At 70.1% G+C, this 26,475-nt stretch carries 21 protein-coding genes and 1 pseudogene; 10 read left to right on the top strand and 12 right to left on the bottom strand.

Features of this window, described 5'->3' with window-relative positions:
• Window positions 1-232: 232 nt before the first annotated feature.
• Window positions 233-532, top strand: coding sequence for a hypothetical protein (locus tag BDK63_RS15225; protein WP_183333475.1), 300 nt, complete (start codon window positions 233-235; stop codon window positions 530-532).
• Window positions 533-667: 135 nt separating this feature from the next.
• On the opposite strand, the gene fba is transcribed toward BDK63_RS15225, so the two are convergent.
• The 5 genes from fba to BDK63_RS15250 all read right to left on the bottom strand — a co-directional run bounded on the left by fba (window position 668) and on the right by BDK63_RS15250 (window position 5,216).
• On the bottom strand, window positions 668-1,732 hold the full coding sequence (gene fba / locus BDK63_RS15230) for a class II fructose-bisphosphate aldolase (RefSeq protein WP_183333477.1): 1,065 nt from the start codon (window positions 1,730-1,732) through the stop codon (window positions 668-670).
• A 91-nt stretch (window positions 1,733-1,823) separates the two neighbouring features.
• Entirely contained in the window at window positions 1,824-2,990 is a 1,167-nt protein-coding gene (locus tag BDK63_RS15235; RefSeq protein WP_183333479.1) for a phosphoglycerate kinase, read from the bottom strand.
• A 53-nt stretch (window positions 2,991-3,043) separates the two neighbouring features.
• Window positions 3,044-4,102, bottom strand: a complete 1,059-nt coding sequence (locus BDK63_RS15240) for a type I glyceraldehyde-3-phosphate dehydrogenase (protein WP_183333481.1) — start codon at window positions 4,100-4,102, stop codon at window positions 3,044-3,046.
• A 51-nt stretch (window positions 4,103-4,153) separates the two neighbouring features.
• On the bottom strand, window positions 4,154-4,870 hold the full coding sequence (locus BDK63_RS15245) for an LrgB family protein (RefSeq protein ID WP_183333483.1): 717 nt from the start codon (window positions 4,868-4,870) through the stop codon (window positions 4,154-4,156).
• A complete protein-coding gene (locus tag BDK63_RS15250; protein ID WP_183333484.1) occupies window positions 4,863-5,216 on the bottom strand; it encodes a CidA/LrgA family protein in 354 nt (117 codons plus the stop codon). The genes BDK63_RS15245 and BDK63_RS15250 overlap by 8 nt, the downstream gene beginning before the upstream one ends.
• A gap of 233 nt (window positions 5,217-5,449) precedes the next feature.
• Here BDK63_RS15250 and BDK63_RS15255 point away from each other — a divergent pair, with 233 nt between their 5' ends.
• Window positions 5,450-6,502 (top strand): class I fructose-bisphosphate aldolase, encoded by a 1,053-nt coding sequence (locus tag BDK63_RS15255; protein WP_183333485.1) that lies wholly within the window; start codon window positions 5,450-5,452, stop codon window positions 6,500-6,502.
• Between the two features lie 101 nt (window positions 6,503-6,603).
• Here the strand turns inward: BDK63_RS15255 and tkt are convergent, their stop codons facing one another.
• Window positions 6,604-8,598, bottom strand: coding sequence for a transketolase (tkt, locus tag BDK63_RS15260; protein WP_183333486.1), 1,995 nt, complete (start codon window positions 8,596-8,598; stop codon window positions 6,604-6,606).
• A gap of 229 nt (window positions 8,599-8,827) precedes the next feature.
• Between tkt and metK the strand changes: the two genes are divergently transcribed.
• The 3 genes from metK to ahcY all read left to right on the top strand — a co-directional run bounded on the left by metK (window position 8,828) and on the right by ahcY (window position 13,318).
• The gene (gene metK / locus BDK63_RS15265) at window positions 8,828-10,048 is read left to right on the top strand and encodes a methionine adenosyltransferase (RefSeq protein WP_183333487.1); all 1,221 of its coding nucleotides are present in this window, start codon (window positions 8,828-8,830) and stop codon (window positions 10,046-10,048) included.
• A gap of 95 nt (window positions 10,049-10,143) precedes the next feature.
• Window positions 10,144-11,841 carry an NAD-dependent DNA ligase LigB gene (ligB, locus tag BDK63_RS15270; RefSeq protein WP_183333488.1) on the top strand — a complete coding sequence of 566 codons (1,698 nt, stop codon included), beginning with the start codon at window positions 10,144-10,146 and terminating at the stop codon, window positions 11,839-11,841.
• Between the two features lie 67 nt (window positions 11,842-11,908).
• A complete protein-coding gene (gene ahcY / locus BDK63_RS15275) occupies window positions 11,909-13,318 on the top strand; it encodes an adenosylhomocysteinase (protein ID WP_183333489.1) in 1,410 nt (469 codons plus the stop codon).
• Between the two features lie 175 nt (window positions 13,319-13,493).
• Here ahcY and BDK63_RS15280 read toward each other — a convergent pair whose 3' ends face one another.
• On the bottom strand, window positions 13,494-14,429 hold the full coding sequence (locus BDK63_RS15280) for an AEC family transporter (RefSeq protein ID WP_183333491.1): 936 nt from the start codon (window positions 14,427-14,429) through the stop codon (window positions 13,494-13,496).
• Between the two features lie 152 nt (window positions 14,430-14,581).
• On the opposite strand from BDK63_RS15280, the gene metF reads away from it, so the two are divergent.
• Window positions 14,582-15,424: a methylenetetrahydrofolate reductase [NAD(P)H] gene (gene metF / locus BDK63_RS15285; protein ID WP_183333493.1), complete on the top strand. Its 843-nt coding sequence runs from the start codon at window positions 14,582-14,584 to the stop codon at window positions 15,422-15,424.
• A gap of 227 nt (window positions 15,425-15,651) precedes the next feature.
• On the opposite strand, the gene BDK63_RS15290 is transcribed toward metF, so the two are convergent.
• From BDK63_RS15290 to prlC, 5 genes are all read right to left on the bottom strand, one after another.
• Window positions 15,652-17,853 (bottom strand): TRAP transporter permease, encoded by a 2,202-nt coding sequence (locus BDK63_RS15290; protein WP_183333495.1) that lies wholly within the window; start codon window positions 17,851-17,853, stop codon window positions 15,652-15,654.
• A gap of 91 nt (window positions 17,854-17,944) precedes the next feature.
• Entirely contained in the window at window positions 17,945-18,928 is a 984-nt protein-coding gene (locus tag BDK63_RS15295; RefSeq protein WP_183333497.1) for a TAXI family TRAP transporter solute-binding subunit, read from the bottom strand.
• Window positions 18,929-19,211: 283 nt separating this feature from the next.
• The gene (locus BDK63_RS15300; RefSeq protein ID WP_183333499.1) at window positions 19,212-20,918 is read right to left on the bottom strand and encodes a Na/Pi symporter; all 1,707 of its coding nucleotides are present in this window, start codon (window positions 20,916-20,918) and stop codon (window positions 19,212-19,214) included.
• A 2-nt stretch (window positions 20,919-20,920) separates the two neighbouring features.
• A complete protein-coding gene (locus BDK63_RS15305) occupies window positions 20,921-21,166 on the bottom strand; it encodes a YheV family putative zinc ribbon protein (protein WP_183333501.1) in 246 nt (81 codons plus the stop codon).
• Window positions 21,167-21,214: 48 nt separating this feature from the next.
• Complete coding sequence (prlC, locus tag BDK63_RS15310; RefSeq protein WP_183333503.1) at window positions 21,215-23,263, bottom strand: oligopeptidase A; 2,049 nt, start codon at window positions 23,261-23,263, stop codon at window positions 21,215-21,217.
• 165 nt (window positions 23,264-23,428) lie between these two features.
• Here prlC and BDK63_RS15315 point away from each other — a divergent pair, with 165 nt between their 5' ends.
• From BDK63_RS15315 to BDK63_RS15330, 4 genes and pseudogenes are all read left to right on the top strand, one after another.
• Window positions 23,429-24,769: a sodium-dependent transporter gene (locus BDK63_RS15315; protein WP_183333504.1), complete on the top strand. Its 1,341-nt coding sequence runs from the start codon at window positions 23,429-23,431 to the stop codon at window positions 24,767-24,769.
• Window positions 24,770-24,789: 20 nt separating this feature from the next.
• On the top strand, window positions 24,790-25,341 hold the full coding sequence (locus tag BDK63_RS15320; RefSeq protein ID WP_183333505.1) for a gamma carbonic anhydrase family protein: 552 nt from the start codon (window positions 24,790-24,792) through the stop codon (window positions 25,339-25,341).
• A gap of 6 nt (window positions 25,342-25,347) precedes the next feature.
• A pseudogene (locus tag BDK63_RS15325) lies at window positions 25,348-25,545 on the top strand (phytanoyl-CoA dioxygenase family protein); the annotation flags it as partial.
• Window positions 25,546-25,650: 105 nt separating this feature from the next.
• The gene (locus tag BDK63_RS15330) at window positions 25,651-26,316 is read left to right on the top strand and encodes a fumarylacetoacetate hydrolase family protein (RefSeq protein ID WP_183333506.1); all 666 of its coding nucleotides are present in this window, start codon (window positions 25,651-25,653) and stop codon (window positions 26,314-26,316) included.
• The last annotated feature ends 159 nt before the right edge of the window (window positions 26,317-26,475 follow it).

Raw genomic sequence — 26,475 nt, forward strand, 5'->3', positions numbered from 1 at the left:
ATTTCACCACGTCGCGGGGGTGTTCCCGGCCAGGATGGCCTGGTGCAATACCATTTCATTTAATTGATTTTAAAGCGTTTTTATTTTTCTGTTGGCAGCCTGGCCCGCTGCCTGCACCAGTCGAGGTGAGCAGGACATGTCGGCGAGACGCCTTACCGGCCTCTCGACATGACACACGAAGCCCTCGGCTTCATCAGGAAATTCACGTTCAGACTCCATTGGAGGTGCGAACATGATGTCCAAGGAATTCCTCAAGAAACTCGGTATCTTCGGTATTACCTTCGGCCTGGCCGCCAGCCCGCTGGCCTTCGGCGACATGCACGACGAGGAGCCGGAAGAGCCGACGCCCCACGAGGAGACCGCCCCGGATGCCACCGGTGGCAGCAGCCAGGGCAACGCCGAGACCGGCACGGCCTATGACGGCACCGAGTACGAGAACGAGGAAGAGGAGTACGAGTTCGACGAGGAAGAGGAGAACGAAGAGGAAGAGTGGGAGACCCCCGACGAGGAGGAAGGGGATTCCAGCTGGTAATCGCCTCGAGGCTCCCATCGGAGGAAGCCGCTTCCTCCCTGCCGCCCCCGGCCATGCGCCGGGGGCGGTGTCGTTGGTGAGGTGGCTGGCTCTCACCGGCCGCCCCCTTCTGTCGCCTGCCTGACCGTCAGCGTCTCACTTCACCTTGGGGGCGAGCTCGCCGCTCTCGTAGCGACCGACCATGGCCTCGAGGCTGATCGGCTTGATGCGGCTGGCGTTGCCGGCGGTGCCGAACGCCTCGTAGCGGGCGATGCAGACGTCGCGCATGGCCGAGACGGTCTCCTTGAGGAACTTGCGCGGGTCGAACTCGCTGGGGTGCTCGGCCAGGAAGCGGCGCACCGCCCCGGTGGAGGCCAGGCGCAGGTCGGTGTCGATGTTGACCTTGCGCACGCCGTGGCGGATGCCCTCGACGATCTCCTCCACCGGCACGCCGTAGGTCTCGGGGATCTCGCCGCCGTAGCGGTTGATCACCTCGAGCCACTCCTGGGGCACCGAGGAGGAGCCGTGCATCACCAGGTGGGTGTCGGGGATGCGGGCGTGGATCTCCTTGATGCGCTGGATGGAGAGGGTGTCGCCGGTGGGCGGCTTGGTGAACTTGTAGGCGCCGTGGCTGGTGCCGATGGCGATGGCCAGGGCGTCGACCTGGGTGGCCTTGACGAACTCGGCGGCCTCCTCGGGATCGGTGAGCAGCTGCTCAATGTCCAGCTTGCCCTCGGCGCCGATGCCGTCCTCCTCGCCGGCCATGCCGGTCTCCAGGCTGCCCAGGCAGCCCAGCTCGCCCTCCACGGAGACGCCGCAGGCATGGGCCATCTCCACGGTGCGACGGGTGACGTCGACGTTGTAGGCGTAGTCCATCGGGGTCTTGCCGTCCTCGCCCAGCGAGCCGTCCATCATCACCGAGGAGAAGCCGAGCTGGATGGAGCGCTGGCACACCGCGGGGCTGGTGCCGTGGTCCTGGTGCATCACCACCGGGATATGCGGGAACTCCTCCACCGCGGCCAGGATCAGGTGGCGCAGGAAGGGGGCCCCGGCGTACTTGCGGGCGCCGGCGGAGGCCTGGACGATCACCGGGGAGTCGGTGGCGTCGGCGGCTTCCATGATGGCGCGCATCTGCTCGAGGTTGTTGACGTTGAAGGCCGGGATGCCGTAGCCGCGCTCGGCGGCGTGGTCCAGCATCTGGCGCATGCTGATCAGTGCCATGGGGTCACCTTGTTCACGTGGTCGCGGCGCCGCCCGGGCGCCGCATGACGTTCATCGAAAAGGGGTTGTCGTCGGTCAATGGGGGCCGGCATCAGCCGCGGGCGGCGGCCTCGAGGGCGGCCACCGCCGGCAGGGTCTTGCCCTCGACATACTCGAGGAAGGCGCCGCCGCCGGTGGAGATGTAGGAGACCCGGTCGGCGATGCCGTACTTGTCGATGGCGGCGAGGGTGTCGCCGCCCCCGGCGATGGAGAACGCCGGGCTCTCGGCGATGGCCTTGGCGATCACCTCGGTGCCGTGGCCGAACTGGTCGATCTCGAACACCCCCACCGGGCCGTTCCAGAGGATGGTGCCGGCATCCTTGAGCATGCCCGCCAGGCGCGCGGCGGTCTCGGGGCCGATGTCGAGGATCATCTCGTCGTCGCCCACCTGGTCCACTGGCTTGACCACCGCGGAGGCCTGCTCGGAGAACTCGGTGGCCACCACCACGTCGGTGGGCAGCGGGATCTCGACCTTCTCCATCAGCGCCCGGGCCTGGCCGATCAGGTCGGCCTCATGCAGGGACTTGCCCACCGGATGCCCGGCCGCGGCGATGAAGGTGTTGGCGATGCCGCCACCGACGATCAGCTGGTCGCACTTCTCGGCGAGCGCGGTGAGCACGTCGAGCTTGGTGGAGACCTTGGAGCCGCCGACGATGGCCGCCATGGGGCGCGCCGGGGTGGCCAGGGCCTTCTCCAGGGCGTCGAGCTCGGCGGCCAGCAGCGGGCCGGCGCAGGCGGTGGGGGCGAAGCGCGCCACGCCGTGGGTGGAGGCCTGGGCGCGGTGGGCGGTGCCGAAGGCGTCCATCACGTAGATGTCGCACAGCGCGGCATACTGCTTCGCCAGGGTCTCGTCGTCCTTCTTCTCGCCCTTGTTGAAGCGCACGTTCTCGAGCAGCACCACCTCGCCGTCGGCCAGGTCCAGGGCGGCGTCCAGGTAGTCGCCGATCAGCGTGACCGGACGGCCGAGCAGCTCGCCCAGGTGCTCGGCCACCGGCGCCAGGGAGAACTCCTCGGCGGGCTCGCCCTCGGTGGGGCGGCCCAGGTGGCTCATCAGCATCACCCGGGCACCGGCCTCCATGGCGGCCTGGATGGTCGGCAGGGCGGCCCGCAGGCGGGCGTCGCTGGTCACCTTGCCGTGCTTGACGGGCACGTTCAGGTCCTCGCGGATCAGCACGCGCTGGCCGCTGAGGTCGAGGTCGGTCATCTTGCGCACGTTCATCGGGGCGTGTTCCTCATCTGGAAACCTTGGTAGGTAAACCACAGGCGAAGGGTTCAGGGCGTGTCGGGCGGCATGGCGGCCAGTCGGCGGGCGATATCGAGCATGCGGTTGGCGAAGCCCCACTCGTTGTCGAACCAGCACAGCAGCTTGATCAGGCGGCCGCCGGCCACCCGGGTCTGGGTGGCGTCCACGATACCGGAGCGCGGATCGTGGTTGAAGTCGACCGAGGCCATGGGCTCTTCGGTGTAGCCGAGCAGCCCGGCCAGGCGCCCGCGGCTGGCCTCGGCGAGCAGGGCGTTGACCTCGGCGGCGCTGGTGTCGCGGCCCACCGTGATGGCCAGGTCCATGGCCGAGACGTTGATGGTCGGCACCCGCACGTGGAGGCACTCGAAGCGCCCGGCCAGGTGGGGCATCAGGCGGTTGATGCCCCGCGCCAGGCCGGTATCCACCGGCACGATGGAGTGCATTGCCGACCGGGTCAGCCGCAGGTCCGTCTGGTGGTAGGCGTCGATCACCGGCTGGTCGTTCATCGCCGAGTGGATGGTGGTGGTGACGCCATGCTCGATGCCCAGCGCCTCGTCCAGCACGGTGAGTACCGGCACCAGGCAGTTGGTGGTGCAGGAGGCCGCCGAGACGATGCGGTGGGCGGGGGCGAGCTCGTGGTCGTTGATGCCGGTGACGATGGTGGCATCCACGTCGCTCTCCGCCGGCTGGGAGAAGAGCAGGCGGCCGGCGCCGGCGGCCAGGTGGCGGGAGGCCGTGGCGCGGTCCCGGAAGCTGCCGGAGCACTCCAGCACCAGGTCGATGCCGAGCTCGCCCCAGGGCAGGCGGTCGGGGTCCGGCTCGGAGAGCACCCGGATCGCCCGGCCATTCACGCTCAGCTGCTCGCCGTCGGCCTCCACGCGGCCGGGGAAGCGGCCGTGGGTGGTGTCGTAGCGGGTCAGGTAGGCGATGGTGGCGAGGTCGGAGAGCTCGTTGATCGCCACCACCTCCAGGGGCGGATGGCCGCTTCCCGGCGCGTCCGCCGGGTCGCCACGCTGCTGTTCAATCAGGGCGCGAAGCACGCACTGGCCGATGCGGCCGTAACCGTTGATGGCGATGCGGTGGGCCATGGCGGTGGCACTGACTCCCGGGCAGACACAAAGCGCAGATTCTAGCGCACTTCAGCCGACGAGTCCCGGCAGGCGCCAGGCCAGCGGCAGCAGCAGGGCGGTGAGGATGCCGGTCAGGCTCATCCCCAGCGAGGCGAAGGCGCCGGCGGTGGGGCTGATCTCGAAGGCGCGCACCGTGCCCAGGGCGTGGCCGTTGATGCCCAGGGCAAAGCCGAGGATGCGCTCGTCGCGGATGCCCATCCAGCGTGCCAGCAGGGTGACGAAGCCGATGGCGGCCACGCCGGTGATCAGCAGGCCGCCCATCATCAGCGACACCGAGCCGCCGATCTGCTCGGTGATGCCGATGGCGATGGGGGCGGTGACCGACTTGGGCGCGAGGGAGGCGAGGATCTCCGGCGGGGCCCCGAGCAGCCAGGCGATGCCCACCGCGTAGAGCGCGGCCAGCAGCGCGGAGAGCGGCAGGCAGGCCAGCAGCGGGCGCCACAGGGCGCGGATGTGCGGCATCTGCTGGTAGAGGGGCAGGCCCAGGGCCACGGTGGCCGGCCCCAGCAGCAGCATCAGCCAGCCGGCACCCTCGCGGTAGTCGGCGTAGTCGATGCCGGCCAGGGCCAGCACCCCGGCCAGCAGCAGGGCGGCGACCAGGATCGGCGGGCACCAGCCGGGGGCGCCGAGCCGCCGGAACAGGTGCTGTCCGGCCACGTAGGCGGCCAGGGTCAGGGCGATGGCCCCCAGCGGCGTGGCCATCAGGTGGTCGATCAGCTCACTCATGGTCGCCCCCGCCCATCAGCCGGCGCATCAGCCACAGGGTGGTGAAGACGCTGAGCAGGGTGCCGAGGACCAGGGCGGCGAGGATCGCGGTCCACTGCCCGGCGAGCGCGTCGAGCATGAAGAAGATGCCCACCACGCCGGGCATGATCAGCATGGCCAGCACGCCTATCAGCGGCTGGGCGGCGGCGGCGATATCGGCCGATACCGTGCCGCGCAGCATCAGCCAGGCGCTGAGCAGCAGCATGCCGGCCACGCCGGCCGAGACCGGCAGGCCGGCCAGGGTGACCAGCGCATCGTCGAGCAGCAGGAAGCCCAGCAGCCAGAGGAAACCGCGCAGAACGGCCATCGATGATCCTCGCCTGTCGCGACGGAAGGGGACGAGCATGTTAGCACGCTATTCGTGTGTCGGCCGCGCGCCGCCGTCGGTCGCCGCGGCCGACGGGCCGGCGGCGCAGCGGTCGCTAACCGCGGGGCCCTTGTCCTCGCCTGGCGACAGGTTGCAAGGCCCGGCCCACGGTGGTTACGGTCATCCGCTACGCTGGGAATAGCGACATCAACCCGACCACGGAGAGGAACGCCATGACCGATATCGCCAACTGGCTCGGCGACGAGGCCGAGACCCTGCTGACCCACCAGTGCCGGGGCATCCCCCGCGACAGCCTGCACCTGCCCGGGCCCGACTTCGTCGACCGGGTGGTGGCCGACAGCGACCGCCGCCCCACGGTGCTGCGCAACCTGCAGGGGCTGTTCGACCACGGCCGGCTGGGCGGGACGGGGTATCTCAGCCTGCTGCCGGTGGACCAGGGCATCGAGCACTCCGCCGGGGCCTCCTTCGCCCCCAACCCCCGCTACTTCGATCCGGCCAATATCGTCGAGCTGGCCATCGAGGGCGGCTGCAACGGCGTGGCCTCGACGCTGGGCGTGCTCTCCTCGGTGGCCCGGCGCTATGCGCACCGCATCCCGATGATGCTCAAGCTCAACCACAACGAGACCCTGAGCTATCCGGCGATCTACGACCAGACGCTGTTCGCCCAGGTCGAGCAGGCCTTCGACATGGGCTGCGTGGCGGTGGGGGCGACCATCTACTTCGGCTCCCACGAGAGCCGCCGGCAGATCATGGAGATCAGCGAGGCCTTCGAGCGGGCCCATGAGCTGGGCATGGTGACGGTGCTGTGGGCCTACCTGCGCAATCCGGCCTTCAAGCACGAGGGCACCGACTACCACGTGGCGGCCGACCTCACCGGCCAGGCCAACCACCTGGCGGCCACCCTCAAGGCCGACATCGTCAAGCAGAAGCTGCCCGAGACCAACGGGGGCTACCGGGCCGTCGGCTTCGGCCATACCCATGCCAAGGTCTATGACGAGCTGACCTCCGACCACCCCATCGACCTGGCCCGCTACCAGGTGGCCAACTGCTACATGGGCCGCGCCGGGCTGATCAACTCCGGCGGCGGCTCCAAGGGTGCCTCCGACCTGGCCGAGGCGGTGCGCACCGCGGTGATCAACAAGCGCGCCGGCGGCATGGGGCTGATCTCCGGGCGCAAGGCCTTCCAGAAGCCCATGGACGAGGGGGTGGCCCTGCTGCAGGCCATCCAGGACGTCTACCTCGACCCTGAGGTCACCATCGCCTGAGCAGGGCCCATGGCGATGCCCCGGACGGGAATGAAGAAGGGCACGGCCTGGCGGCCGTGCCCTTCCTGTTACGTTACACCGCGTCGCAGTGCCCGCGGCGATCAGCCCTCGAGCAGCTCGGTGGCCTGCTGCACCACGTTCTCGACGGTGAAGCCGAAGTGCTTGAACAGGTCGCCGGCCGGGGCGGACTCGCCGTAGGTGCGCATGCCGATGATGCGCCCTTCCAGGCCCACGTACTTGTGCCAGTAGTCGCGGTGGCCGGCCTCGATGGCCAGGCGCTTGGTCACGGCCTTCGGCAGCACGCTCTCGCGGTACTCGGCCTCCTGGCCGTTGAAGCGGTAGGTGGAGGGCATGGAGACCACGCGCACGGCGTGGCCCTGGGCCTCGAGCTCTGCCGCGGCGTCCATGGCCAGGGCGACCTCGGAGCCGGTGGCGATCAGGATCAGCGCCGGGGTGCCCTCGCAGTCGCGCAGCACGTAGCCACCGCGCTGGATGCTGGCCAGCTGCTGCTTGGTGCGCGCCTGGTGCGGCAGGTTCTGGCGCGACAGCACCAGGGCGGTGGGGCCGGAGTTGCGCTTGAGGGCGGCATCCCAGGCGGCGGCGGTCTCGGCGGCGTCGCAGGGGCGCCAGGTGGAGAGGTTCGGCGTGGAGCGCAGGCTGGTCAGCTGCTCGATCGGCTGGTGGGTGGGGCCGTCCTCGCCCAGGCCGATGGAGTCGTGGGTGAAGACGTAGATGGCCCGCTTGCCCATCAACGCCGCCATGCGCACGGCGTTGCGCATGTACTCCATGAAGATCAGGAAGGTGGCGCCGTAGGGGATGAAGCCGCCGTGGAGCACGATGCCGTTCATGATCGCGCCCATGCCGAACTCGCGCACCCCGTAGTGCAGGTAGTTGCCGTCCGGGGTCTCCGGGGTGATCGCCTTCGCGCCGTCCCAGAAGGTCAGGTTGGAGGGCGCCAGGTCGGCGCTGCCGCCGAGCAGCTCGGGCAGCTGCGGGCCCAGCTCGTTGAGGCAGTTGAGCGAGGCCTTGCGGCTGGCGATGGTCTCGCCGGCCTGCTGGGCCTTCTCGATCAGCGCCTCGCTGGTGAATTCCACCGGCAGCTTGCACTGGACGCGACGCTGGAACTCGCGGGCCAGCTCGGGATACGCCTCGGCGTAGCGATCGAAGCGGGCCTGCCAGTCGTCCTGGCGCGTCCTGCCGACCTCGCTGGCGTCCCAGCCGCGGTAGATCTCCTCGGGGATATGGAAGGGGGCGTGGGGCCAGCCGAGCTGCTGGCGTGCCGCGGCCACCTCCTCCTCGCCCAGCGGGGCGCCGTGGCACTCCTCCTTGCCCTGCTTGTTGGGCGCGCCGAAGCCGATCACCGTCTTGCAGATGATCAGGCTCGGCCGGTCGTCGTGGCTCCTGGCCAGCTCGATGGCGGCCTGGATCTCCTCCGGCTTGTGGCCGTCGACGTTGGGCACCACGTGCCAGCCATAGGCCTCGAAGCGCTTGGCGGTGTCATCGGTGAACCAGCCCTCGACCTCGCCGTCGATGGAGATGCCGTTGTCGTCGTAGAAGGTGATCAGCTTGCCGAGCTTCTGGGTGCCGGCCAGCGAGGCGACCTCGTGGGAGATGCCCTCCATCAGGCAGCCGTCGCCGACGAAGCACCAGGTGGTGTGGTCGACGATGGTGTGGCCGGGACGGTTGAACTGGGCGGCCAGGGTCTTCTCGGCCAGCGCCATGCCCACGGCGTTGGCCAGCCCCTGGCCCAGCGGGCCGGTGGTGGTCTCGACGCCCGGCGCATAGCCGTACTCCGGGTGGCCGGCGGTCTTGGCGTGGAGCTGGCGGAAGCTCTGCAGTTCCTCGAGGCTCAGCTCGTAGCCGGTGAGGTGCAGCAGGGAGTAGAGGAGCATGGAGCCGTGGCCGTTGGAGAGCACGAAGCGATCACGGTCTGGCCACTTGGGGTCGGCCGGGTTGTGCTTGAGGTAGTCGTTCCACAGCACCTCGGCGATGTCGGCCATGCCCATGGGGGCGCCGGGATGGCCGGACTTGGCCTTCTGGACGGCATCCATGGACAGGGCGCGAATGGCATTGGCCAGTTCGAATCGGGATGGCATTGGTGGCTCCTCGCCTGCGGCAGACATAAGCGGTGCAGACCCGCCGGAGGGCGGCGGGGGTGCGTTCTGGCTGGTTCGGGCGCGGCGCGGGACGTGCGCGGCGCGGTCGAAGTCGGTGACGTATTGTCGCCGACTTGACGCCGGGCTTCAAATCGTGGATGCCCGGCAGGGCCGCAGCGTGTAGACTTCGCGACTGCCTATTGCCGATACAACGAGGGCCGAGGACGCCATGAGCGAATACTCCCTGTTTACCTCCGAGTCCGTCTCCGAGGGACACCCGGACAAGATCGCCGACCAGATCTCCGATGCGGTGCTGGATGCCATCATCGCCCGCGACAAGCATGCCCGCGTGGCCTGCGAGACCCTGGTCAAGACCGGCGTGGCCATCGTCGCCGGCGAGATCACCACCTCGGCCTGGGTCGACCTCGAGGCGCTGGTGCGCGAGGTGATCACCGACATCGGCTACACCTCCTCCGACGTCGGCTTCGACGGCGAGACCTGCGGCGTGCTCAACCTGATCGGCAAGCAGAGCGTGGACATCGCCCAGGGCGTCGACCGCGCCAAGCCCGAGGACCAGGGGGCCGGCGACCAGGGCCTGATGTTCGGCTACGCCACCAACGAGACCGAGAGCTTCATGCCGGCGCCGATCCACTACGCCCATCGGCTGGTGGAGCGCCAGGCCGAGCTGCGCAAGCACGGCCTGCTGCCCTGGCTGCGGCCGGATGCCAAGAGCCAGGTCACCTTCCGCTATGACGAGGCCGGCAAGCCCTGCGGCGTGGATGCGGTGGTGCTCTCGACCCAGCACGATCCGGGCATCGGCCAGGAGGACCTGCGCAAGATGGTCCGCCGCGAGATCATCGAGCAGGTGATTCCCGCCGAGTGGCTCACCGAGACGACCCGCTACCACATCAATCCCACCGGCAAGTTCGTGATCGGCGGCCCGGTGGGCGACTGCGGCCTGACCGGGCGCAAGATCATCGTCGACACCTACGGCGGCATGGCCCGCCACGGCGGCGGCGCCTTCTCCGGCAAGGACCCCTCCAAGGTCGACCGCAGCGCCGCCTACGCCGGGCGCTACGTGGCCAAGAACCTGGTCGCCGCGGGACTGGCCGACAAGTGCGAGATCCAGGTCTCCTACGCCATCGGCGTGGCCGAGCCCACCTCGGTATCGATCAACACCTTCGGCACCGGCAAGGTCGACGACGCACGGATCATCGAGCTGGTGCGCGAGCACTTCGACCTGCGGCCCAATGCCATCACCCGCATGCTCGACCTGCTCCACCCCATGTACCGCCTGACCTCGGCCTACGGCCACTTCGGCCGCGAGCCCTTCGAGACCGCCTACACCTGGACCGACACCCAGGGGCAGGAGCATACCGAGACCTTCACGGCCTTCCCCTGGGAGAAGACCGACCGCGCCGCCGCGCTGCGCCAGGCCGCCGGCCTGTAAGCCAGCGCCTACGGCCGATGACAGGCCCCGCCGGCATCGCCGCGCGGGGCCTGTTGCTATGGTGAGTGCCACCCCTTCGCCAGGCGGAGTCGCCCATGCCGCTGCGTCTTCCCCTCGGCCGGCCGTGGCTGGCCGCCCTCCTGCTGCTGTCCCTGCTGCTCCCGCCGCCGGGGCTGGCCGACGCCTGCCCGGCCCCGCCCTCCCCGGAGGCGATCCACACCCTGGTCGAGCGCCTCGCCGAGTGGGACGACGCCTACTACCGGCGCGGCGAGTCCCTCGTCAGCGACGACGTCTACGACCAGGCCCGTGAGCGCCTCGCGCGCTGGCGTCGCTGTCACCCCGGGCGGGTGCTCGCGCTGCCGCCGCCGGGTCACCCGGGCGGTGACGTCGCGCATCCGGTACCCCAGACCGGGCTCGCCAAGCTCGCCGACGAGGGGGCCGTCTCGCGCTGGCTGGCCCGACGGTCGGACGCCTGGCTCCAGCCCAAGGTGGACGGGGTGGCCGTGACCCTGGTCTATCGCCGCGGGGTGCTGGTGCGCGCCATCAGCCGCGGCGACGGCCACCGCGGGCAGGAGTGGACCGCCCGGGTGCGCCGGCTGCCCGCCGTGCCCGAGCGCCTGCCCGAGGTACGGGACGCCGTGCTGCAGGGCGAACTCCACCTGCGCCTGGCGCGGCACGTCCAGGCGGAGTCGGGCGGGGTGGGGGCGCGCAGCGAGGTGGCGGGACGGCTGGCCCGCCAGGTGCTGGAGGATGAGGCGGCGGCCGAGATCGGGCTCTTCGTGTGGGACTGGCCGGATGGTCCCCGAGAGATGACGGAGCGGCTCGAGGGACTGGCCGAGCTGGGCTTCGCCGAGTCCGCGGCGTTGACCCGGCCGGTGGCGACCCTCGAGGAGGTGGCGCGCCAGCGCGACGCCTGGTTCCGGGGCCCCCTGCCCTTCGCCACCGACGGGGTGGTGCTGCGGCAGGCCTCGCGACCGCCGGGGGAGGCCTGGGAGGCCGAGCCGCCGCCCTGGGCGGTGGCCTGGAAACATCCGCCCCGGGAGGCGCTGGCCGAGGTGCGCGGCGTGGAGTTTCGCGTCGGCCGGACCGGCCGCATCACCCCGCTGCTGCACCTGGTGCCGGTGGAGCTCGACCGGCGGACCATCCGCCGGGTGGGCGTGGGCTCCCTGGCGCGCTGGGCATCGCTCGACATCCGGCCGGGGGATCACGTGGTCATCGCCCTGGCGGGCCTGACCATCCCGCGCCTGGAGGGCGTGGCCTGGCGGGCCGCCGAGCGGCCGGAACTGGCGCCGCCCGATCCCGAGGCCTTCCACGCCCTGAGCTGCTGGCGCCCGAGCCCCGGCTGCGAGGGCCAGTTCCTGGAGCGCCTGGCCTGGCTCTCCGGCCCCGAGGGGCTGGCGCTCTCCGGCGTGGGGCCCGGCACCTGGCAGGCGCTGGTGGAGGCCGGGCTGGTCGCGGGGCTGCTGGACGGGCTGGCACTCGATGCCGCGGCGCTGCAGGCGGCCCATGGCATCGGCCCGCAGCGGGCGGCCTCGCTGAGCGACGCCTTTGCCACCGCCCGCTCGCGCCCCTTCGCCGCCTGGCTCGCCGCCCTGGGGGCGCCGCCGGGCCACGCCGCGGCGGACGCCGCGACCTGGGAGGCGCTGGCGGGGCGCTCGTTGCACCGGTGGCGCGACCAGCCGGGGGTGGGGCCGGAGCGGGCCGCGGCACTGGTCGACTTCTTCACCCATCCCGAGGTGGCGGCGCTGGCGGAGCGCCTCGGCGAATGGGGGGTCGAGGGCTTCCCGCGTTGATTGTCGGCGTTCGGGTTCCCTGCCTATAGTGAAACCCACGCATTTCCCCATGTGACGAGGTGATCCCATGAACCAGCCCGCCGTGAGCACGCCCGCTGACCAGGACTTCAAGGTGGCCGATATCGCCCTGGCCGACTGGGGGCGCCGCGAGATCCGCATTGCCGAGACGGAGATGCCCGCGCTGATGGCGATCCGCGCCCAGTACCGCGATGAGCAGCCGCTGGCCGGGGCCCGCATCGCCGGCTGCATCCACATGACCATCCAGACCGCGGTGCTGATCGAGACCCTGGTCGACCTGGGGGCCTCGGTGCGCTGGTCGTCGTGCAACATCTTCTCCACCCAGGACCACGCCGCCGCGGCCATCGCCGCCGCCGGCATCCCGGTGTTCGCCTGGAAGGGCGAGACCGAGCAGGAGTTTTGGTGGTGCATCGAGCAGACGGTGGCGGGCCCCGACGGCTGGACCCCCAACCTGGTGCTCGACGACGGCGGCGACCTCACCGCCCTGCTCCACGACAAGCGCCCCGAGCTGCTCGATGCCATCCACGGCATCAGCGAGGAGACCACCACCGGGGTGCACCGCCTGCAGGAGATGCTGCGCGACGGCCTGCTGAAGGTGCCGGCCATCAACGTCAACGACGCCGTCACCAAGTCGAAGAACGACAACAAGTATGGCTGTCGCCACTCGCTGTCGGACGCCATCAAGCGCGGCACCGACCACCTGCTGGCCGGCAAGCAGGCGCTGGTGGTGGGCTACGGCGACGTGGGCAAGGGCTCGGCGGCCTCGCTGCGCCAGGAGGGGATGATCGTCAAGGTGGCGGAGATCGACCCGATCTGCGCCATGCAGGCCTGCATGGACGGCTTCGAGGTGGTGTCGCCCTATCGCGAGGGCATCAACCGCGGCCGGGAGAGCATCGAACGCGAGCTGCTCGGGCGTATCGACCTGGTGGTCACCGCCACCGGCAACATCGGCGCCTGCGACGCGGCCATGCTCGACACCCTCAAGCCGGGCGCGGTGGTCTGCAACATCGGCCACTTCGACAGCGAGATCGATACCGCCTACATGCGTCGCCGCTGGCACTGGGAGGAGGTCAAGCCCCAGGTGCACAAGGTCTATCGCGACAGCAAGCCGGGCCACTTCGATCCGGCCAGCCGGGACTACCTGATCCTGCTCTCCGAGGGGCGGCTGGTGAACCTGGGCAATGCCACCGGCCATCCCTCCCGGGTGATGGACGGCTCCTTCGCCAACCAGGTGCTGGCGCAGATGCACCTCTATCAGGGGCGCTTCGCCGACCTGCCCGAGGCGGAGCGGCGCGAGGCCCTGGGGGTCACGGTGCTGCCTCGCCACCTGGACGAGGAGGTGGCCCGCTACATGGTGGAGGGCTTCGGCGGGGTGATCACCCGCATGAACGAGGCCCAGGTGCACTACACCGGCGTCCCGGCGGACGGCCCCTACAAGCCCGATGACTATCGCTACTGATGCTTTCTCAGGGATGGCAACACCGCTCAAGGCTTTACCGGCGACAGGCCTTCGAGGGGGCGCTGTAAATACCTCCCTGTACGCTACCTCCGCCATCCCTGGTCTCCGGACCCCCTCTTCGACCTGTCCCCGGCGCCTTTCGCTATGGAGTCAGAGTCAACAGCGATGGCCTGCTCTATAGCCCTGCCAGCCGCATCATCAGCGTCAGGTAGAGCGGGATCAGCAGCGGGGCGGCCAGGGTGGTGACCAGCACGGCGAGCGCCCCCTTGGCCGGGGCGATGCCCAGCTCCATGGCCACCACCACCACGTTGGCGGCCATGGGCACCACGCCCAGCAGCAGGATGGCCATGGCCAGCTCCGGTGACAGCGGCGCCAGCGCCTGCAGGACCAGCACGGCGCCCAGGGCGAGCAGCGGCCAGAGGCCGTAGCGAATCGCCACGCAGGCACCGATGAAGCGGCCGTCCACCTCCCGCAGCGATACCCGCCCCAGGGTCATGCCGATGATCATCATGCCCAGCAGGGTGTAGGTGGCGGGGAACACCGCCAGCCCCTCCATGGCCGCCTCCGGCACCGCCATGCCCAGGCCGCTGACCAGCAGCGCCGCCAGGAAGGCGTAGACCAGTGGCAGGCGCACGATCTTCGCCAGGCTCTCGCCCACCGAGAACTGCCCCCGGGCGCTCAGGTAGAAGCCCACGGTGAACTCGTAGAGGGTGATCCCCAGCACGCAGAACAGGTAGAGGGTGACGCCCTCCGGGGGCAGCAGCACTAGCGCCACCGGCAGGCCGAAGTAGCCGGTGTTGCCGGTGCCGGCGGAGAAGGCCAGCAGGGCGCTCTCCTGGGCCGCGAAGCGATGGCGGGTGAGCCGATGCACCGCCAGCGCCAGCAGGCTGGCGGTGAGGAAGGTCGCCAGGGTGAGCAGCAGGTAGCCGGGCGTCGGCCCCCCCAGCGTCAGGGCGCGGAAGAAGGTCAGCGGGGCGATCAGGTAGATCAGCAGGGTGGCCACGGGCCGCGGGTCCACGGCGAGCCGCCGGGCGGCCAGCCAGCCCAGGGCGACATAGGCCAGCAGGGTCCAGAGCGGGCCCATCAGGGCGCCGGGGTCGAGGGCGGGCATGGGGCCTCCGGGCAAAAGGGTCATGATGCCTGCTGGCCGGGGCGACGCCAACATGAGCCAGATTGATGTGTCGTCGCGAATCTTTCATTGGTGGGCCGCCGGGCGAGTCGTCACAATGGTCCCATCATGCATTCGCTTCATGAGGATCCCCGATGAGCACCCAGGAACATCCGCTCGGCGTCAGCTTCGAGTTCTTCCCGCCCAATACCGATGCCGGCCGGGAGAAGCTGCTCGGGGTGCGCGATGCCCTGGCCGCCCGGGAGCCGCGCTTCTTCTCGGTGACCTATGGCGCCGGCGGCTCCACCCAGGACCGTACCCTGGAGACCGTGCGTCGGGTGCGCGAGTCGGGCATCACCACCGCGCCCCACCTCTCCTGCATCGGCAGCGAGAAGGGGCAGCTGCGCGAGCTGCTGGCCCGCTACCGCGAGGAGGGCATCGACAGCCTGGTGGCGCTGCGCGGGGACCTGCCCTCGGGCATGGGCGGCATCGGCGAGCTGCGCTACGCCAACGAGCTGGTCGAGTTCATCCGCGAGGAGACCGGCGATCACTTCGAGATCGCCGTGGCCGCCTACCCGGAGTCCCACCCCCAGGCGCCAAGCCTCGAGCGGGATCTGGAGAACTTCGCCCGCAAGATGAAGGCCGGGGCGAACCTCGCCATCACCCAGTACTTCTTCAACGCCGACGCCTACTTCCACTTCGTCGAGCGGGCCCGCGCGCTGGGGGTCGAGGCACCCATCGTGCCCGGCATCATGCCGATCACCAACTACGCCAAGCTGGCGCGCTTCTCCGATGCCTGCGGTGCCGAGATCCCGCGCTGGATCCGCAAGCAGCTCGAGGCCTACGGCGACGACAGCGAGGCCATCGCCGCCTTCGGCGAGGAGGTGATCTCGCGCCTCTGCCAGCGCCTGCTCGACGGCGGCGCCCCGGGCCTGCACTTCTACACCCTGAACCAGGCTGCGCCGACCCTGAAGATTCTGGATAACATTGTTGGTTGAGAGGACGCGGCCGGGAGTCACGTCCGGCTGCACTTTCTCTCTCTGCCGGCCTGAACCAGGCCGCGCCGACCCTGAGGGTTCTCGACAATATCGTCGGCTGAGCAGCGGCCATGCCCTGAGCCTGCCCTGAACATGCCATGGGAAAGGGGCCCTGCCGATAACGGCAGGGCCCCTTTCTCGTCGGTGGGGACCGAGCAGCCTCCCGGCCCGGGGCCGGGAGGCGAGGGCTACCCGGAGGTGGCCGTGCGGGGCGTGCCGCCGCCCCCGCGCAGCCCGCGCTGCATCAGGAACATCAGCACGCCGATGGCCAGGCCGGCCACATCGGTATAGATGCCGCCGTAGATCATGAAGATCGCGCCCACCAGCATCACCAGGCGCTGCCAGGCCTTCACCGGCCCGAAGAACCAGGCCTGTACGGTGGCGGCCAGCAGCACGATGCCCAGGGTGGCGGTGAGGCCGACCCGCAGGATCTGCAGGGCGCTGCCCTCCATCAGCATGGCCGGGCTGTAGAAGAACATGAAGGGTACGATGAAGGCCGCCAGGCCGATCTTGAACGAGGCCACCGAGGTGCCCATGGCATTGGCCCCGGAGATGCCCGCCGCGGCATAGGAGGCCAGGGCCACCGGCGGGGTGATCGCCGACACCACCGCGAAGTAGAACACGAAGAAGTGGGCCACCAGCGGCTGGATGCCGATGTTGATCAGGCCGGGGGCCACCACCGAGGCGGCCACCGCGTAGGCGGCGGTGGTCGGCATGCCCATGCCCAGCAGGATCGAGATGCACATGGCGAAGAACAGCGCCAGCAGCTGGCTGAAGCCGGCCAGGCCGAGCAGCAGCGAGGAGAAGCGCGCGCCGACGCCGGTCAGCGAGATCACGCCGACGATCAGGCCGGCGCAGGCGCACACGGCGATGATCTGGATCGCCATGGTGCCGGCCAGCTGCAGCGCCTTGAGGATCGCGCGGATGCCCATCTTGTGCGGCGAGATCCAGCTCACCACGGCCGCCGAGGCGGTGGCCAGGGTGCCGGCGCGGATCACCGAGTAGCCCATGAACAGGGCGGCGATCAGGATGATGATCGGCGCGAACAGGTAGACCTGCTTGACCAGCTTCGAGAACAGCGGGATCTCGTCCTTGCGCATGCCGCGCATGCCCTTGCGGGCCGCCTCGAAGTCCACCATGCAGTAGACCGAGAGGAAGTAGAGGATGGCGGGGATCAGCGCCGCCACGGCGATCTCGGTGTAGGGGATGCCGGTGATCTCGGCCATGATGAAGGCGCCGGCGCCCATGATCGGCGGCATGATCTGCCCGCCGGTGGAGGCGGCGGCCTCGATGGCCCCGGCGCTCTTGCTGGGGTAGCCCACCTTCTTCATCAGCGGGATGGTCAGCGAGCCGGTGGAGACCACGTTGCCGGCGCTGGTGCCGTTGATCATGCCCATCAGGCCCGAGGCGAAGATGGAGACCTTGGCGGGGCCGCCGCGGGCGCGGCCGGCCGCGGCGAAGGCGAAGTTGACGAAGTAGTCCCCCACCTTCGAGGCCTGCAGGAAGGCGGCGAAGATGATGAACAGGATGATGTAGGTCGAGGAGACCGCGGTGGTCGGGCCGAGGATGCCCGCATCGGTGTAGACCTGGCTGAAGAAGCGGTTGAACGACAGCCCCGGGTAGCCCAGGAAGCCCGGCAGGTAGGGGCCGGCGAAGACGTAGAGCAGGAAGATGGCCGAGATGATCACCAGCGCCAGGCCGGCCACCCGGCGGGTCAGCTCCAGGATCAGCAGCGAGCCGGCCAGCGCCGCATAGGAGATGCCGATGGGCGCGAAGGAGGTGCCGGTGGAGGCACGCAGCGGGGTGCCGAAGATCAGGATCAGGTAGCCGGCCACGGCCAGGGCGCTGACCATCAGCACCAGGTCCGGGGGCGAGAGCTTCTCGCGCACCTGGCGATAGCCCCAGGAGAGCAGGATCGCCGCGGCCGTGGCGAAGATCAGCGGATAGCCGTAGTGCCAGGCCTCGATGGCCGGGTCGATACGCATGGCGCCGTCCGCGATCATCTGCTGCATGCGGAAGACCTGGAAGAGTGCGTAGCCGGCGGGCACCAGCAGCGCGAAGCTGACCCAGCGCAGCCAGGCAGGGGAGTGCGGGACGTCGCCCTCGCCGGCGAAGCGGGTGCCGGCATAGAGCCCGTAGCCGAGGATCAGCGCACCGGCGATGTGCACGATACGGAACGACCAGGTCTCCATCGGGTAGACGTTCAGCGAGATCAGGTGGAAGCTGGAGTAGGCGATGGCCAGGGCGGCGAACAGCAGCCACTGCCAGCCCGTGTAGAGCCGCCGGTTGGACTCGACGACCTCCTCGTCGACGCCATCGGCGATGGTCTCGGGCGCCTTGTCGACGGCCTCCTCGGACGCCCCGGGACGGGTATCGGGAGAGTTGCTCATGGGGGGTTCACCCTCGGGTGTGATTCGGGACGGCAAGCACGCCGCCCCGCGCCGGATCGCGACGCGGGGCGGTATTCACGGTGGTGGAGGCTTACAGCTTGAGGTCGTCGGGGATCTCGTGGCCGTTCTCCTCGTACCAGCGCGCCGCACCCGGATGGAAGGGCAGCACGGTGTTGTGCACGATGTTCTCCGGGATGGAGGTCTCGGCGGAGCGATGCACGTTACGCATCTTGTCGTTGTTCTCCATGGTGAGCTTGGTCACCTCGTAGATGAAGCTCTCCGGCACGTCGCAGCCGGCGATGGCGAAGTTCCACATGGAGACGGCGCGGGCATCCTCTTCCAGGGTGCTGTAGGTGCTGGCGGGGATCTGGAAGGGCGCGACCGGGAAGGCCTCGAGCACCTGGGCCTGCTCCTCCTCGGTGAACTCGATGATGTTCACGTCGGTCTGCACCTCGAGCTGGCTGACCGCCGGGATCGGGATGCCCGCGGCGAAGGCGATGACGTCGAGCAGGCCGTCCTGGAGCTGGCCGCCGAGGTCGGTCCAGCCGCCGTTGCGGCGCTCGAAGTTGACGCCCAGCTCTTCCAGGATGGCCGGGAAGTAGGTATCGGAGGTGGAGGCCGCCGGGCCGAAGCCGATGCGGGCGCCGTCCGGGATGTCGGAGATCGACTCGATGCCGCTGCTGGACAGCGCGGTAATCGAGAACGGGGTCTCGTACATCGGGAAGAGCGCACAGACGTTGTCCATGGGCACGCCGGGGGCCAGCGGGCTCTGGCCGGCCAGGGCCTCGGCGGCCGGGCCCATGGTGGTCAGGCCCAGGGCCAGGTCGCCGGTATGCACCAGGGCCAGGTTCTGGTTGGGGCCGCCGGTGACCTCGCCGCCGCCGGAGACATCCAGCTCGTCGGCGATCAGGTTGGCCCAGCCGGAGCCGTAGACGAAGTAGGTGCCGCCCTGGCTGGCGGTGCCCACGGTGAAGTTGGACGGCCATTCGCTGCGGTCGGCCTGGGCGGCGGCCGCGGCGACCAGCAGGGTGCCGGCGACGGTGCCGGCGAGCAGCTTGGTGGAGAGATGGCGCATGGCGTGACTCCGTTGCATGTTGTCGTTGGTGATGCCTGGGTCGGCATCCATCTCGAGCGTGCAGGCTTCAGTCTGGCAGTTCCCGGCGGGGTTGCCGGACCCGAAGCGAAGCAGGCATTCAACGCTGTTCTCGCAAGGCGCGGGCCACTGGGGAGAAAGTCATCTAATTTCAAGAAGATATAATTCTCTTATTCCACCTTGGTCTAATAGCGTGGGCCGGCGTGCGGCTGGATCTCCGCACGGCAGGGGCATAGGCCTGTGCGGAAATCCGCACAGCCCCGGGTCAGGCGGGGGCGAGGGCGCCCATCAGGCGGGTGGCCTGGTGGAGGTCGTTCATCAGCGAGGAGGCCAGCCAGGGATCCAGGCGGTGCTCGCGCAGGCGCTCGGCCAGCGCCTGCTGCCAGTGGCGGCGCACCTCGTCTATGGGGGCGGAGATGTCGGCCGCCTCGGGGTTGGCGGCCAGGCGGTTGAGGCCCTCCGCCAGGGCCAGGCGGATGTCGTCGTGGGCCTCGCGCAGGGGGCTGGCGGGAGCGGCATGGCGCAGCAGGCTGCGCTGGAGCACCTCGCCGAAGCGCACCGCCTCGACCATGCGCAGGGTGCGGGCGTAGAGGGTCTCCACCCGGGCCTCCTGGGCCTCGGTGAGGGGCGTGTCCAGCCGCGAGTAGAAGTCGAGGATCTCGGCCATCAGCGGCTTGATCTGCTCGTGGTAGCGGGTGTTCACCGGTGTCCAGGCCGACGGCTCGATGCGCGCCTTGACCACCGCCCGGGAGGGCGGGTGGCCGATCGCCTCGGCGCTGGGGACCAGGATCGCCGAGCAGAGCAGGTGGTAGGCGCGGCGATTGAGGCGCTGGCACTCCTGCTCGATGGCGGCCACCGCGGTGTCGGCGTGCTGCAGGGCGGTGGGGGCCAGGTAGCGGGCCTGGGCGGGAGGCGTCCGGGCGGGTTCGGGGAAGGCCCGCTCCAGGCGGGCCGCCAGCCGCGGGATCAGCGGCAGCATCAGCACGATGCCCAGCAGGTTGAAGAGGGTGTGGAACAGCGCCAGCTTCAGCGGCCAGGCGTCCGCGGCGAGGCCGATCAGCTCGCCCAGCCAGTCCACCAGCCAGGCCAGCGGCACCAGCAGGGCCAGGGCCACGGCGGCGGTGACCAGGTTGAAGACCACATGGGCGCCAGCCAGGCGGCGCGCCGCGAAGCCGGACCCCAGGGCGCCGAGCACCGCGGTCACGGTGGTGCCGATATTGGCGCCGATGGCCACGGCCAGGGCCGGCAGGTAGGGCAGCTGGCCCCCGGCCAGCGCCGCCAGGGTGATCAGCAGGGTGGCGTGGCTCGACTGCATGACCACCGTGGCCACCACCCCGAACAGCACGAACAGCGGCCAGTGCCAGGCGCTGCCGCCGGCCAGGCCGTCCAGGGAGAGGCCATCCTGCCAGGCCTCGAAGCCCAGCTTCATGAAGTCGATGCCCAGGAACAGCAGCCCGACCCCCAGCAGCAGGCCGGCGATGGCGCCCCGGGCGTCCTGGAGCACCCGCGAGCCGATCAGCCCCAGCGCCAGGAAGGGCATGGCGAAGGTGGCCAGGTCGAAGCGCAGGCCGAAGGCGGCGATCAACCAGGCCCCGGTGGTGGTGCCCAGATTGGCGCCGAACAGCAGGGCGATGGCGCCGGGCAGGGCGACCAGGCCGGCGCCGACGAAGGACATGGCGAGCAGGGTGACCAGCGAGCTGGACTGCACCAGGGCGGTGGCCGTGGCCCCGACCCCGATGGCGCGGAAGGGGTGGCGGGTGGCGGTGTGCAGCCAGCGGTCCAGGGTGCCGCCGGAGAGGCGCTTGATGGCATCCTGCAGGTGGCTCATGCCCCACAGGAAGAGCCCCAGCCCGGCCGCCAGGGTAGCCAGGTCGAGGCGCGCCAGCAGCACCGCGGCGGCGATGGCCAGCCCCAGCGCCTCGAGCTGCCGGCGGCGCGAGAGCAGGGCCGCGGCCATGCCCTGACGGGTCACGCTCAGTGCCCCTTGGGGTCCAGGATCCTCACCGGCTGGACGTCCTGCCGGGTCTGCTCCTCCCGGGGGCGGTTGACCCGGGTGGTCAGCTCCGGCGCGGCCCCGTCCTCGATGGGCAGCTGCTCGAAGAAGTCGCAGCTGACGCATTCACGGTAGCGGATGCCGTGCTGCTCCCAGCTGCGGATGCGATCCATCTCGGCGCAGCGCGGGCAGATCGCGCCGGCGATAAAGCGTTTCTGGGCGGCCATGATGGCTCCTGTCGGGCCCCGGCGGCGGACCGGGGCGGGATGAACGGATCAGGCGGCACGGATGCCGCTGTGGCGCAGCAGGGGCTCGACGCTGGGTTCGCGGCCGCGGAAGGCGCGGAACAGCTCCGCGGCATCCCGGGCGCCGCCCGCCTCGAGGATCTCGGTGCGGAAGCGCCGCCCGGTCTCGGGGTCGAAGATGCCCGCCTCCTCGAAGGCGCTCCAGGCGTCGGCGGAGAGCACCTCGGCCCACTTGTAGCTGTAGTAGCCCGCCGCGTAGCCGCCGGCGAAGATGTGGCCGAAGCCGTTCTGGAAGCGGTTGAAGTCGGCCCGGGGCACCACCGAGACGGTGTCGCGCACCTCGTCCAGCAGCGACTGGATCTCGTCGGCGGAGGGCGCCTTCAGCTCGTGGTGCAGGCGCAGGTCGAAGATCGAGAACTCCAGCTGGCGCACCATGCCCATGGCCGACTGGAAGTTCCGGGCGGCCTGCAGCCTGTCGAGCAGCTCGCCGGGCAGCGGCTCGCCGCTGTCGACGTGGCCGGCGATCAGGTCGAGCCCCTCGCGCTCCCAGCAGAAGTTCTCCATGAACTGGCTGGGCAGCTCCACCGCGTCCCAGGCCACGCCGTTGATGCCGGAGATGTCGGCGATGGTCTGCCGGGTCAGCATGTGGTGCAGGCCGTGGCCGAACTCGTGGAACAGGGTGGTGACCTCGTCATGGGTCAGCAGCGCCGGGCGGTCGCTCACCGGACGGGTGAAGTTGCAGGTCAGGTAGGCCACCGGCAGCTGCAGGGTCTCGCCCTCCAGGCGGCGGACCCGGCACTCGTCCATCCAGGCGCCGCCGCGCTTGCCCTCCCGGGCATAGAGGTCCAGATAGAAGCCGGCGATGGGCGCGCCGTGCTCCATGATCCGGAAGAAGCGCACGTCGGGGTGGTAGCGCGGGGCCTCGCGGTCCTCCTCGAAGGTGACGCCGAACAGCCGCTCCACCACCCGGAACAGGCCGTCCACCACCCGGGGCGCCGGGAAGTAGGGGCGCAGCTGCTCCTGGGAGATGGCGTGGCGCGCCTCGCGCATCTTCTCGCTGGCGTAGCCCACGTCCCAGGGGGCCAGCTCGCCCATGCCCAGTTCGTCGCGGGCGAAGGCCTCGAGCTCGGCGAACTCCTCCCGGGCCTGGGGCACGGCGCGGCGCGCCAGATCCTCCAGGAAGTCGAGCGCCTGGCGCGGAGACTCGGCCATCTTGGTGGTCAGGGAGTAGTCGGCGTACGTGGCGAAGCCGAGCAGCTCGGCGAGCTCGTGGCGCAGGGCCAGGGTCTCCACCATGATCGGCGCGTTGTCGTGCTCGCCGGCATGGGGCCCCTGGTCGGAGGCGCGGGTGACGAAGGCGGTATAGACCTCGCGACGCAGCTCGCGGTCCTCGGCGTAGGAGACCACCGGGTAGAAGCTGGGGAAGTCCAGGGTGATGCGGTAGCCGGGCTGGCCCTTGGCCTCGGCGTTGGCCCTCAGGGCGGCCAGGGCGCTCTCGGGCAGGCCGGCCAGGCGCGTCTCGTCGGCCAGGTCCAGGTGCCAGGCCTGGGTGGCATCCAGCAGCTGGTTGGAGAAGGTGTTGCCGAGCTCGGAGAGGCGCGCCTTGATCTCGCCGTAGCGGCGCTTCTGCTCGGCGGGGAGGTCGACCCCGGCCAGGCGGAAGTCGCGCAGGGTGTTGTCCACGGCGCGGCGCTGGGCGTCATCCAGCTCGGCCCAGGCGGGGCCCTCCCTGAGGGCCTGCCAGGCCTGGAAGAGCCCCTCGTGCTGGCCCAGCCAGGTGCTGTACTCGGAGAGCTTGCCCAGGCAGGCCTGGTAGGCCTCGCGCAGCTCGGGGCTGTTCATGGTGCCGTTGAGGTGGGAGACCGGCGACCAGGCCCGCGAGAGCTCGTCGTTGAGGGACTCCAGCGGGGCGGCCAGGCTCGCCCAGCTGGGCGGCGCCTGGTGGGCCTGCTCGACCAGCGCCTCGATGGCGCGGCGGTTGCGCTCGAGCAGCTCCTCCATGGCGGGAACCACGTGCTCGGGGCGGATCTCGGCGAACGGGGGAAGCTCATGGGGGTCGAGCAGTGGGTTGCGGGACATGCGCACCTCGAGTCGTGACGGGAATGGCATCTTAGATGCGGGCGGCGGGCCGTGGTTTCAACGCCACGGCCGCCGGCGAATCGTTTGGCCGACGCGGGCCGGCCTGCTAGGCTTGCCGCCTTCGTGACGGCCCGCGGGCCAGGCCAAGAGGGCAGGAGAGCGGTGATGAACGAGACGCTGGAGCGCTGGAGCACGCGGCGCGCCTTCATACTGGCGGTGACCGGTGCCGCCGTGGGGCTGGGCAACATCTGGCGCTTCCCCTATATCACCGGCGAGAACGGCGGTGCCGCCTTCCTGCTGCTCTACGTGGCCTTCGTGCTGCTGCTGGGGCTGCCGGTGATGATGGCCGAGATCATGATCGGCCGTGCCGGTCGCCGCAGCCCGGTTCAGTCGCTCGGCCACCTGGCCGCCGGCGCCGGAGCCAGCCGGCACTGGCGCTGGCTGGGCCTGTTCGGCGCCTTCACGGTGTTCTGCATCCTCTCCTTCTACTCCGTGGTCTCGGGCTGGTCCATCGAGTTCCTGATCGCCTCGGTCAACGGTGACTTCGTGGGGGCCACTCCCGCGGAGATCGGCGCCGGCTTCGAGGCCTTCCTCGCCGACCCGCGGCGCATGACCTTCAATCATACCCTCTTCCTGGCCATGACCATGCTGGTGGTGGCCGCCGGGGTGGCCAAGGGGCTGGAGCGGCTCAACAACCTGCTGATGCCGATGCTCTACCTGCTGCTGGTGCTGCTGGCCGGCTATGCCGCCACCACCGAGGGCTTCGTCCCGGCGCTGGCGTGGCTGTTCATGCCCGACGTCTCGGCGGTGACCCCGCTGGTGGTGATGCATGCCATGGGCCACGCCTTCTTCACCCTGGCGGTGGGCGCCTGTGCGCTGATGGCCTACGGCGCCTACATGCCGGACCACCAGAGCCTGCCGCGGGCCGCCGGCGCCGTGGCGGTGCTCGACGTCACCGTGGCGCTGCTGGCCGGCATCGCCATCTTCTCGGTGGTGTTCGCCCAGGGCATGGACCCGGGCGAGGGGCCGGGCCTGATGTTCGTCACCCTGCCCATCGCCTTCGCCCAGCTGCCCTGGGGGGCGCTGTGGCTGAGCGTCTTCTTCCTGCTGCTGCTGCTGGCCACCTGGACCTCGTCGATCAACCTGGCCGAGCCCATGGTCGCCACCCTCCAGGGCATCGGCCTCAAGCGCGGCCATGCGGCGGCCGTGGTGGGCGTGGCCGTGTGGCTGGTCGGCCTGCTCACGGTACTCTCCTTCTCGAGCCTGGCGGAGTGGCGGCCGCTGTTCGGCATGAACGCCTTCGAGCTGGTCAGCACCATCCCGCCGGAGATCTTCCTGCCCTTGGGGGGGCTGCTGATCGCCATCTTCGCCGCCTGGGTGATGCCCGAGGCGGCGGCCCGGGGAGCGCTGGGCGTCGGCCCCGGCGGCTTCGCCCTGTGGCGCGGCCTGGTGCGCTGGGTCGCCATCCCGCTGACGCTGGTAGTATTGGTGGCCGGCCTGGTCTGAACCCACAAGAGGAATTCACGATGAGCGAGACGACGGCGATCCGCGCCTGGCAGGGCACGACTCCGACCCTGGGCGAGCGGGTCTACATCGACCCCGCCAGCCTGGTGCTGGGCGACGTGGTGCTGGGCGATGACAGCTCGGTGTGGCCCATGGCGGTGGTACGCGGCGACATGCACCGCATCCGCATCGGCGCCCGCGTCAGCGTGCAGGACGGCTGCGTGCTGCACATCACCCACGCCAGCGACTTCAACCCTGGCGGCTTCCCGCTGACCATCGGCGACGACGTGACCATCGGCCACAAGGCGATCCTCCATGGCGCGACCCTGGGCAGCCGCATCCTGGTGGGCATGGGCGCCATCGTCATGGACGGCGCGGTGGTGGAGGACGAGGTGATCATCGCCGCCGGCGCCGTGGTGACTCCGGGCAAGCGCCTGGAGAGCGGCCACGTCTACGCCGGCAATCCGGCCCGGGCGCTGCGCCCGCTCAAGGAGAAGGAGCGCGCCTTCTTCCCCTACACCGCCGGCAACTACGTCAAACTCAAGGACGAGTATCTCGCCGCGGCGGCGGGATGACCTGCTGCTCCCGGGGGCCTGCTGCTGTTCGACTGCAACGTGCTGCACGGCTCCAACGCCAACATGTCCCCGGACCCGCGCAGCAACGTGTTCTTCGTCTACAATCGTCGCGACAACCGCTGTCGGGCTCCCTTCGCGGCCCGGCGGCGCCGGCCGGGCTTCCTGGCGCATGACCCCGACCAGGCCTGGTCGCCGGAGGGGTGAGGCGACCCGTCCGGCCCGCGTAGGTGGTACCGGGCGCCGGGTGCGGTAGACTGTGGGGCTTGTCGCCGCGAGGCGGCACGCATAACGAGAAGGAGAAGACCCGCCATGCGCTTTGTTCCACGTTTTACCGATGGCCAGGAGTTTCCCCACGCGCTAGGCAAGATCGTCTGTGTCGGCCGCAACTACGCCGATCATGCCCGGGAACTGGACAATCCGGTGCCCAGCGAGCCGCTGCTGTTCATCAAGCCGGCGACCAGTGCCGTTCCCCTGGAGGAGCCCCTGGACGCGCCCTTCTCCCGGGGCGAGGTCCACTACGAGACCGAGCTGGCGCTGCTGATCGGCGAGGAGCTCTCCCACGCCACCGCCGACGAGGCCGAGCGCGCCGTGGTGGGCATCGGCCTGGGGCTGGACCTCACCCTGCGGGACCTGCAGACCCGCCTGAAGGAGAAGGGGCACCCCTGGGAGATCGCCAAGGCCTTCGACGGGGCCTGCCCGCTCTCCGGCTTCCTGCCGCTCTCCCAGGTGCCCAACTGGAGCGCCCTGGCCTTCACCCTGGAGATCGACGGGGAGCTGCGCCAGCGCGGCGAGGGGGCGGACATGCTGTTCCCGGTGGCGACCCTGGTGGCGGAGATGAGCCGTCACTTCACCCTGCAGCCGGGCGACGTGGTGCTCACCGGCACCCCGGCCGGTGTCGGCCCGCTGCCCCGCGGCGCCGAGCTGCACTTCACCCTGACCGGCGGCCTGGAGATCACCACCCGCGTGGCGGAGTAGGGATTCGCTGTTTCTTGCCTCGAGTAGCACTGCTCGGGGCTTTCCCGGCGACAGAACTGCGAGGGGGCGCTGTGAACCCTTATATGGTCTCCTCCCGGCTTGCAAGGCTCCGTTCATCGATGCAGGTACAGGTTGCTGCCATATATCCGGCCTGTGTAT

This window comes from Halomonas campaniensis (assembly GCF_014193375.1).
Lineage (GTDB): Bacteria > Pseudomonadota > Gammaproteobacteria > Pseudomonadales > Halomonadaceae > Halomonas > Halomonas campaniensis.

Bases quoted from the DNA above. Each gene is read 5' to 3' on its own strand.
- tkt (WP_183333486.1), bottom strand. From the start codon at position 8,598: ATGCCATCCCGATTCGAACTGGCCAATGCCATTCGCGCCCTGTCCATG.
- ligB (WP_183333488.1), top strand. From the start codon at position 10,144: ATGCCGCTGCGTCTTCCCCTCGGCCGGCCGTGGCTGGCCGCCCTCCTG.
- BDK63_RS15225 (WP_183333475.1), top strand. From the start codon at position 233: ATGATGTCCAAGGAATTCCTCAAGAAACTCGGTATCTTCGGTATTACC.
- BDK63_RS15280 (WP_183333491.1), bottom strand. From the start codon at position 14,429: ATGCCCGCCCTCGACCCCGGCGCCCTGATGGGCCCGCTCTGGACCCTG.
- BDK63_RS15295 (WP_183333497.1), bottom strand. From the start codon at position 18,928: ATGCGCCATCTCTCCACCAAGCTGCTCGCCGGCACCGTCGCCGGCACC.
- BDK63_RS15240 (WP_183333481.1), bottom strand. From the start codon at position 4,102: ATGGCCCACCGCATCGCCATCAACGGTTACGGCCGCATCGGCCAGTGC.
- BDK63_RS15235 (WP_183333479.1), bottom strand. From the start codon at position 2,990: ATGAACGTGCGCAAGATGACCGACCTCGACCTCAGCGGCCAGCGCGTG.
- BDK63_RS15315 (WP_183333504.1), top strand. From the start codon at position 23,429: ATGAACGAGACGCTGGAGCGCTGGAGCACGCGGCGCGCCTTCATACTG.
- BDK63_RS15330 (WP_183333506.1), top strand. From the start codon at position 25,651: ATGCGCTTTGTTCCACGTTTTACCGATGGCCAGGAGTTTCCCCACGCG.
- BDK63_RS15305 (WP_183333501.1), bottom strand. From the start codon at position 21,166: ATGGCCGCCCAGAAACGCTTTATCGCCGGCGCGATCTGCCCGCGCTGC.
- BDK63_RS15290 (WP_183333495.1), bottom strand. From the start codon at position 17,853: ATGAGCAACTCTCCCGATACCCGTCCCGGGGCGTCCGAGGAGGCCGTC.
- BDK63_RS15250 (WP_183333484.1), bottom strand. From the start codon at position 5,216: ATGGCCGTTCTGCGCGGTTTCCTCTGGCTGCTGGGCTTCCTGCTGCTC.
- BDK63_RS15245 (WP_183333483.1), bottom strand. From the start codon at position 4,870: ATGAGTGAGCTGATCGACCACCTGATGGCCACGCCGCTGGGGGCCATC.
- fba (WP_183333477.1), bottom strand. From the start codon at position 1,732: ATGGCACTGATCAGCATGCGCCAGATGCTGGACCACGCCGCCGAGCGC.
- ahcY (WP_183333489.1), top strand. From the start codon at position 11,909: ATGAACCAGCCCGCCGTGAGCACGCCCGCTGACCAGGACTTCAAGGTG.
- metK (WP_183333487.1), top strand. From the start codon at position 8,828: ATGAGCGAATACTCCCTGTTTACCTCCGAGTCCGTCTCCGAGGGACAC.
- prlC (WP_183333503.1), bottom strand. From the start codon at position 23,263: ATGTCCCGCAACCCACTGCTCGACCCCCATGAGCTTCCCCCGTTCGCC.
- BDK63_RS15320 (WP_183333505.1), top strand. From the start codon at position 24,790: ATGAGCGAGACGACGGCGATCCGCGCCTGGCAGGGCACGACTCCGACC.
- metF (WP_183333493.1), top strand. From the start codon at position 14,582: ATGAGCACCCAGGAACATCCGCTCGGCGTCAGCTTCGAGTTCTTCCCG.
- BDK63_RS15255 (WP_183333485.1), top strand. From the start codon at position 5,450: ATGACCGATATCGCCAACTGGCTCGGCGACGAGGCCGAGACCCTGCTG.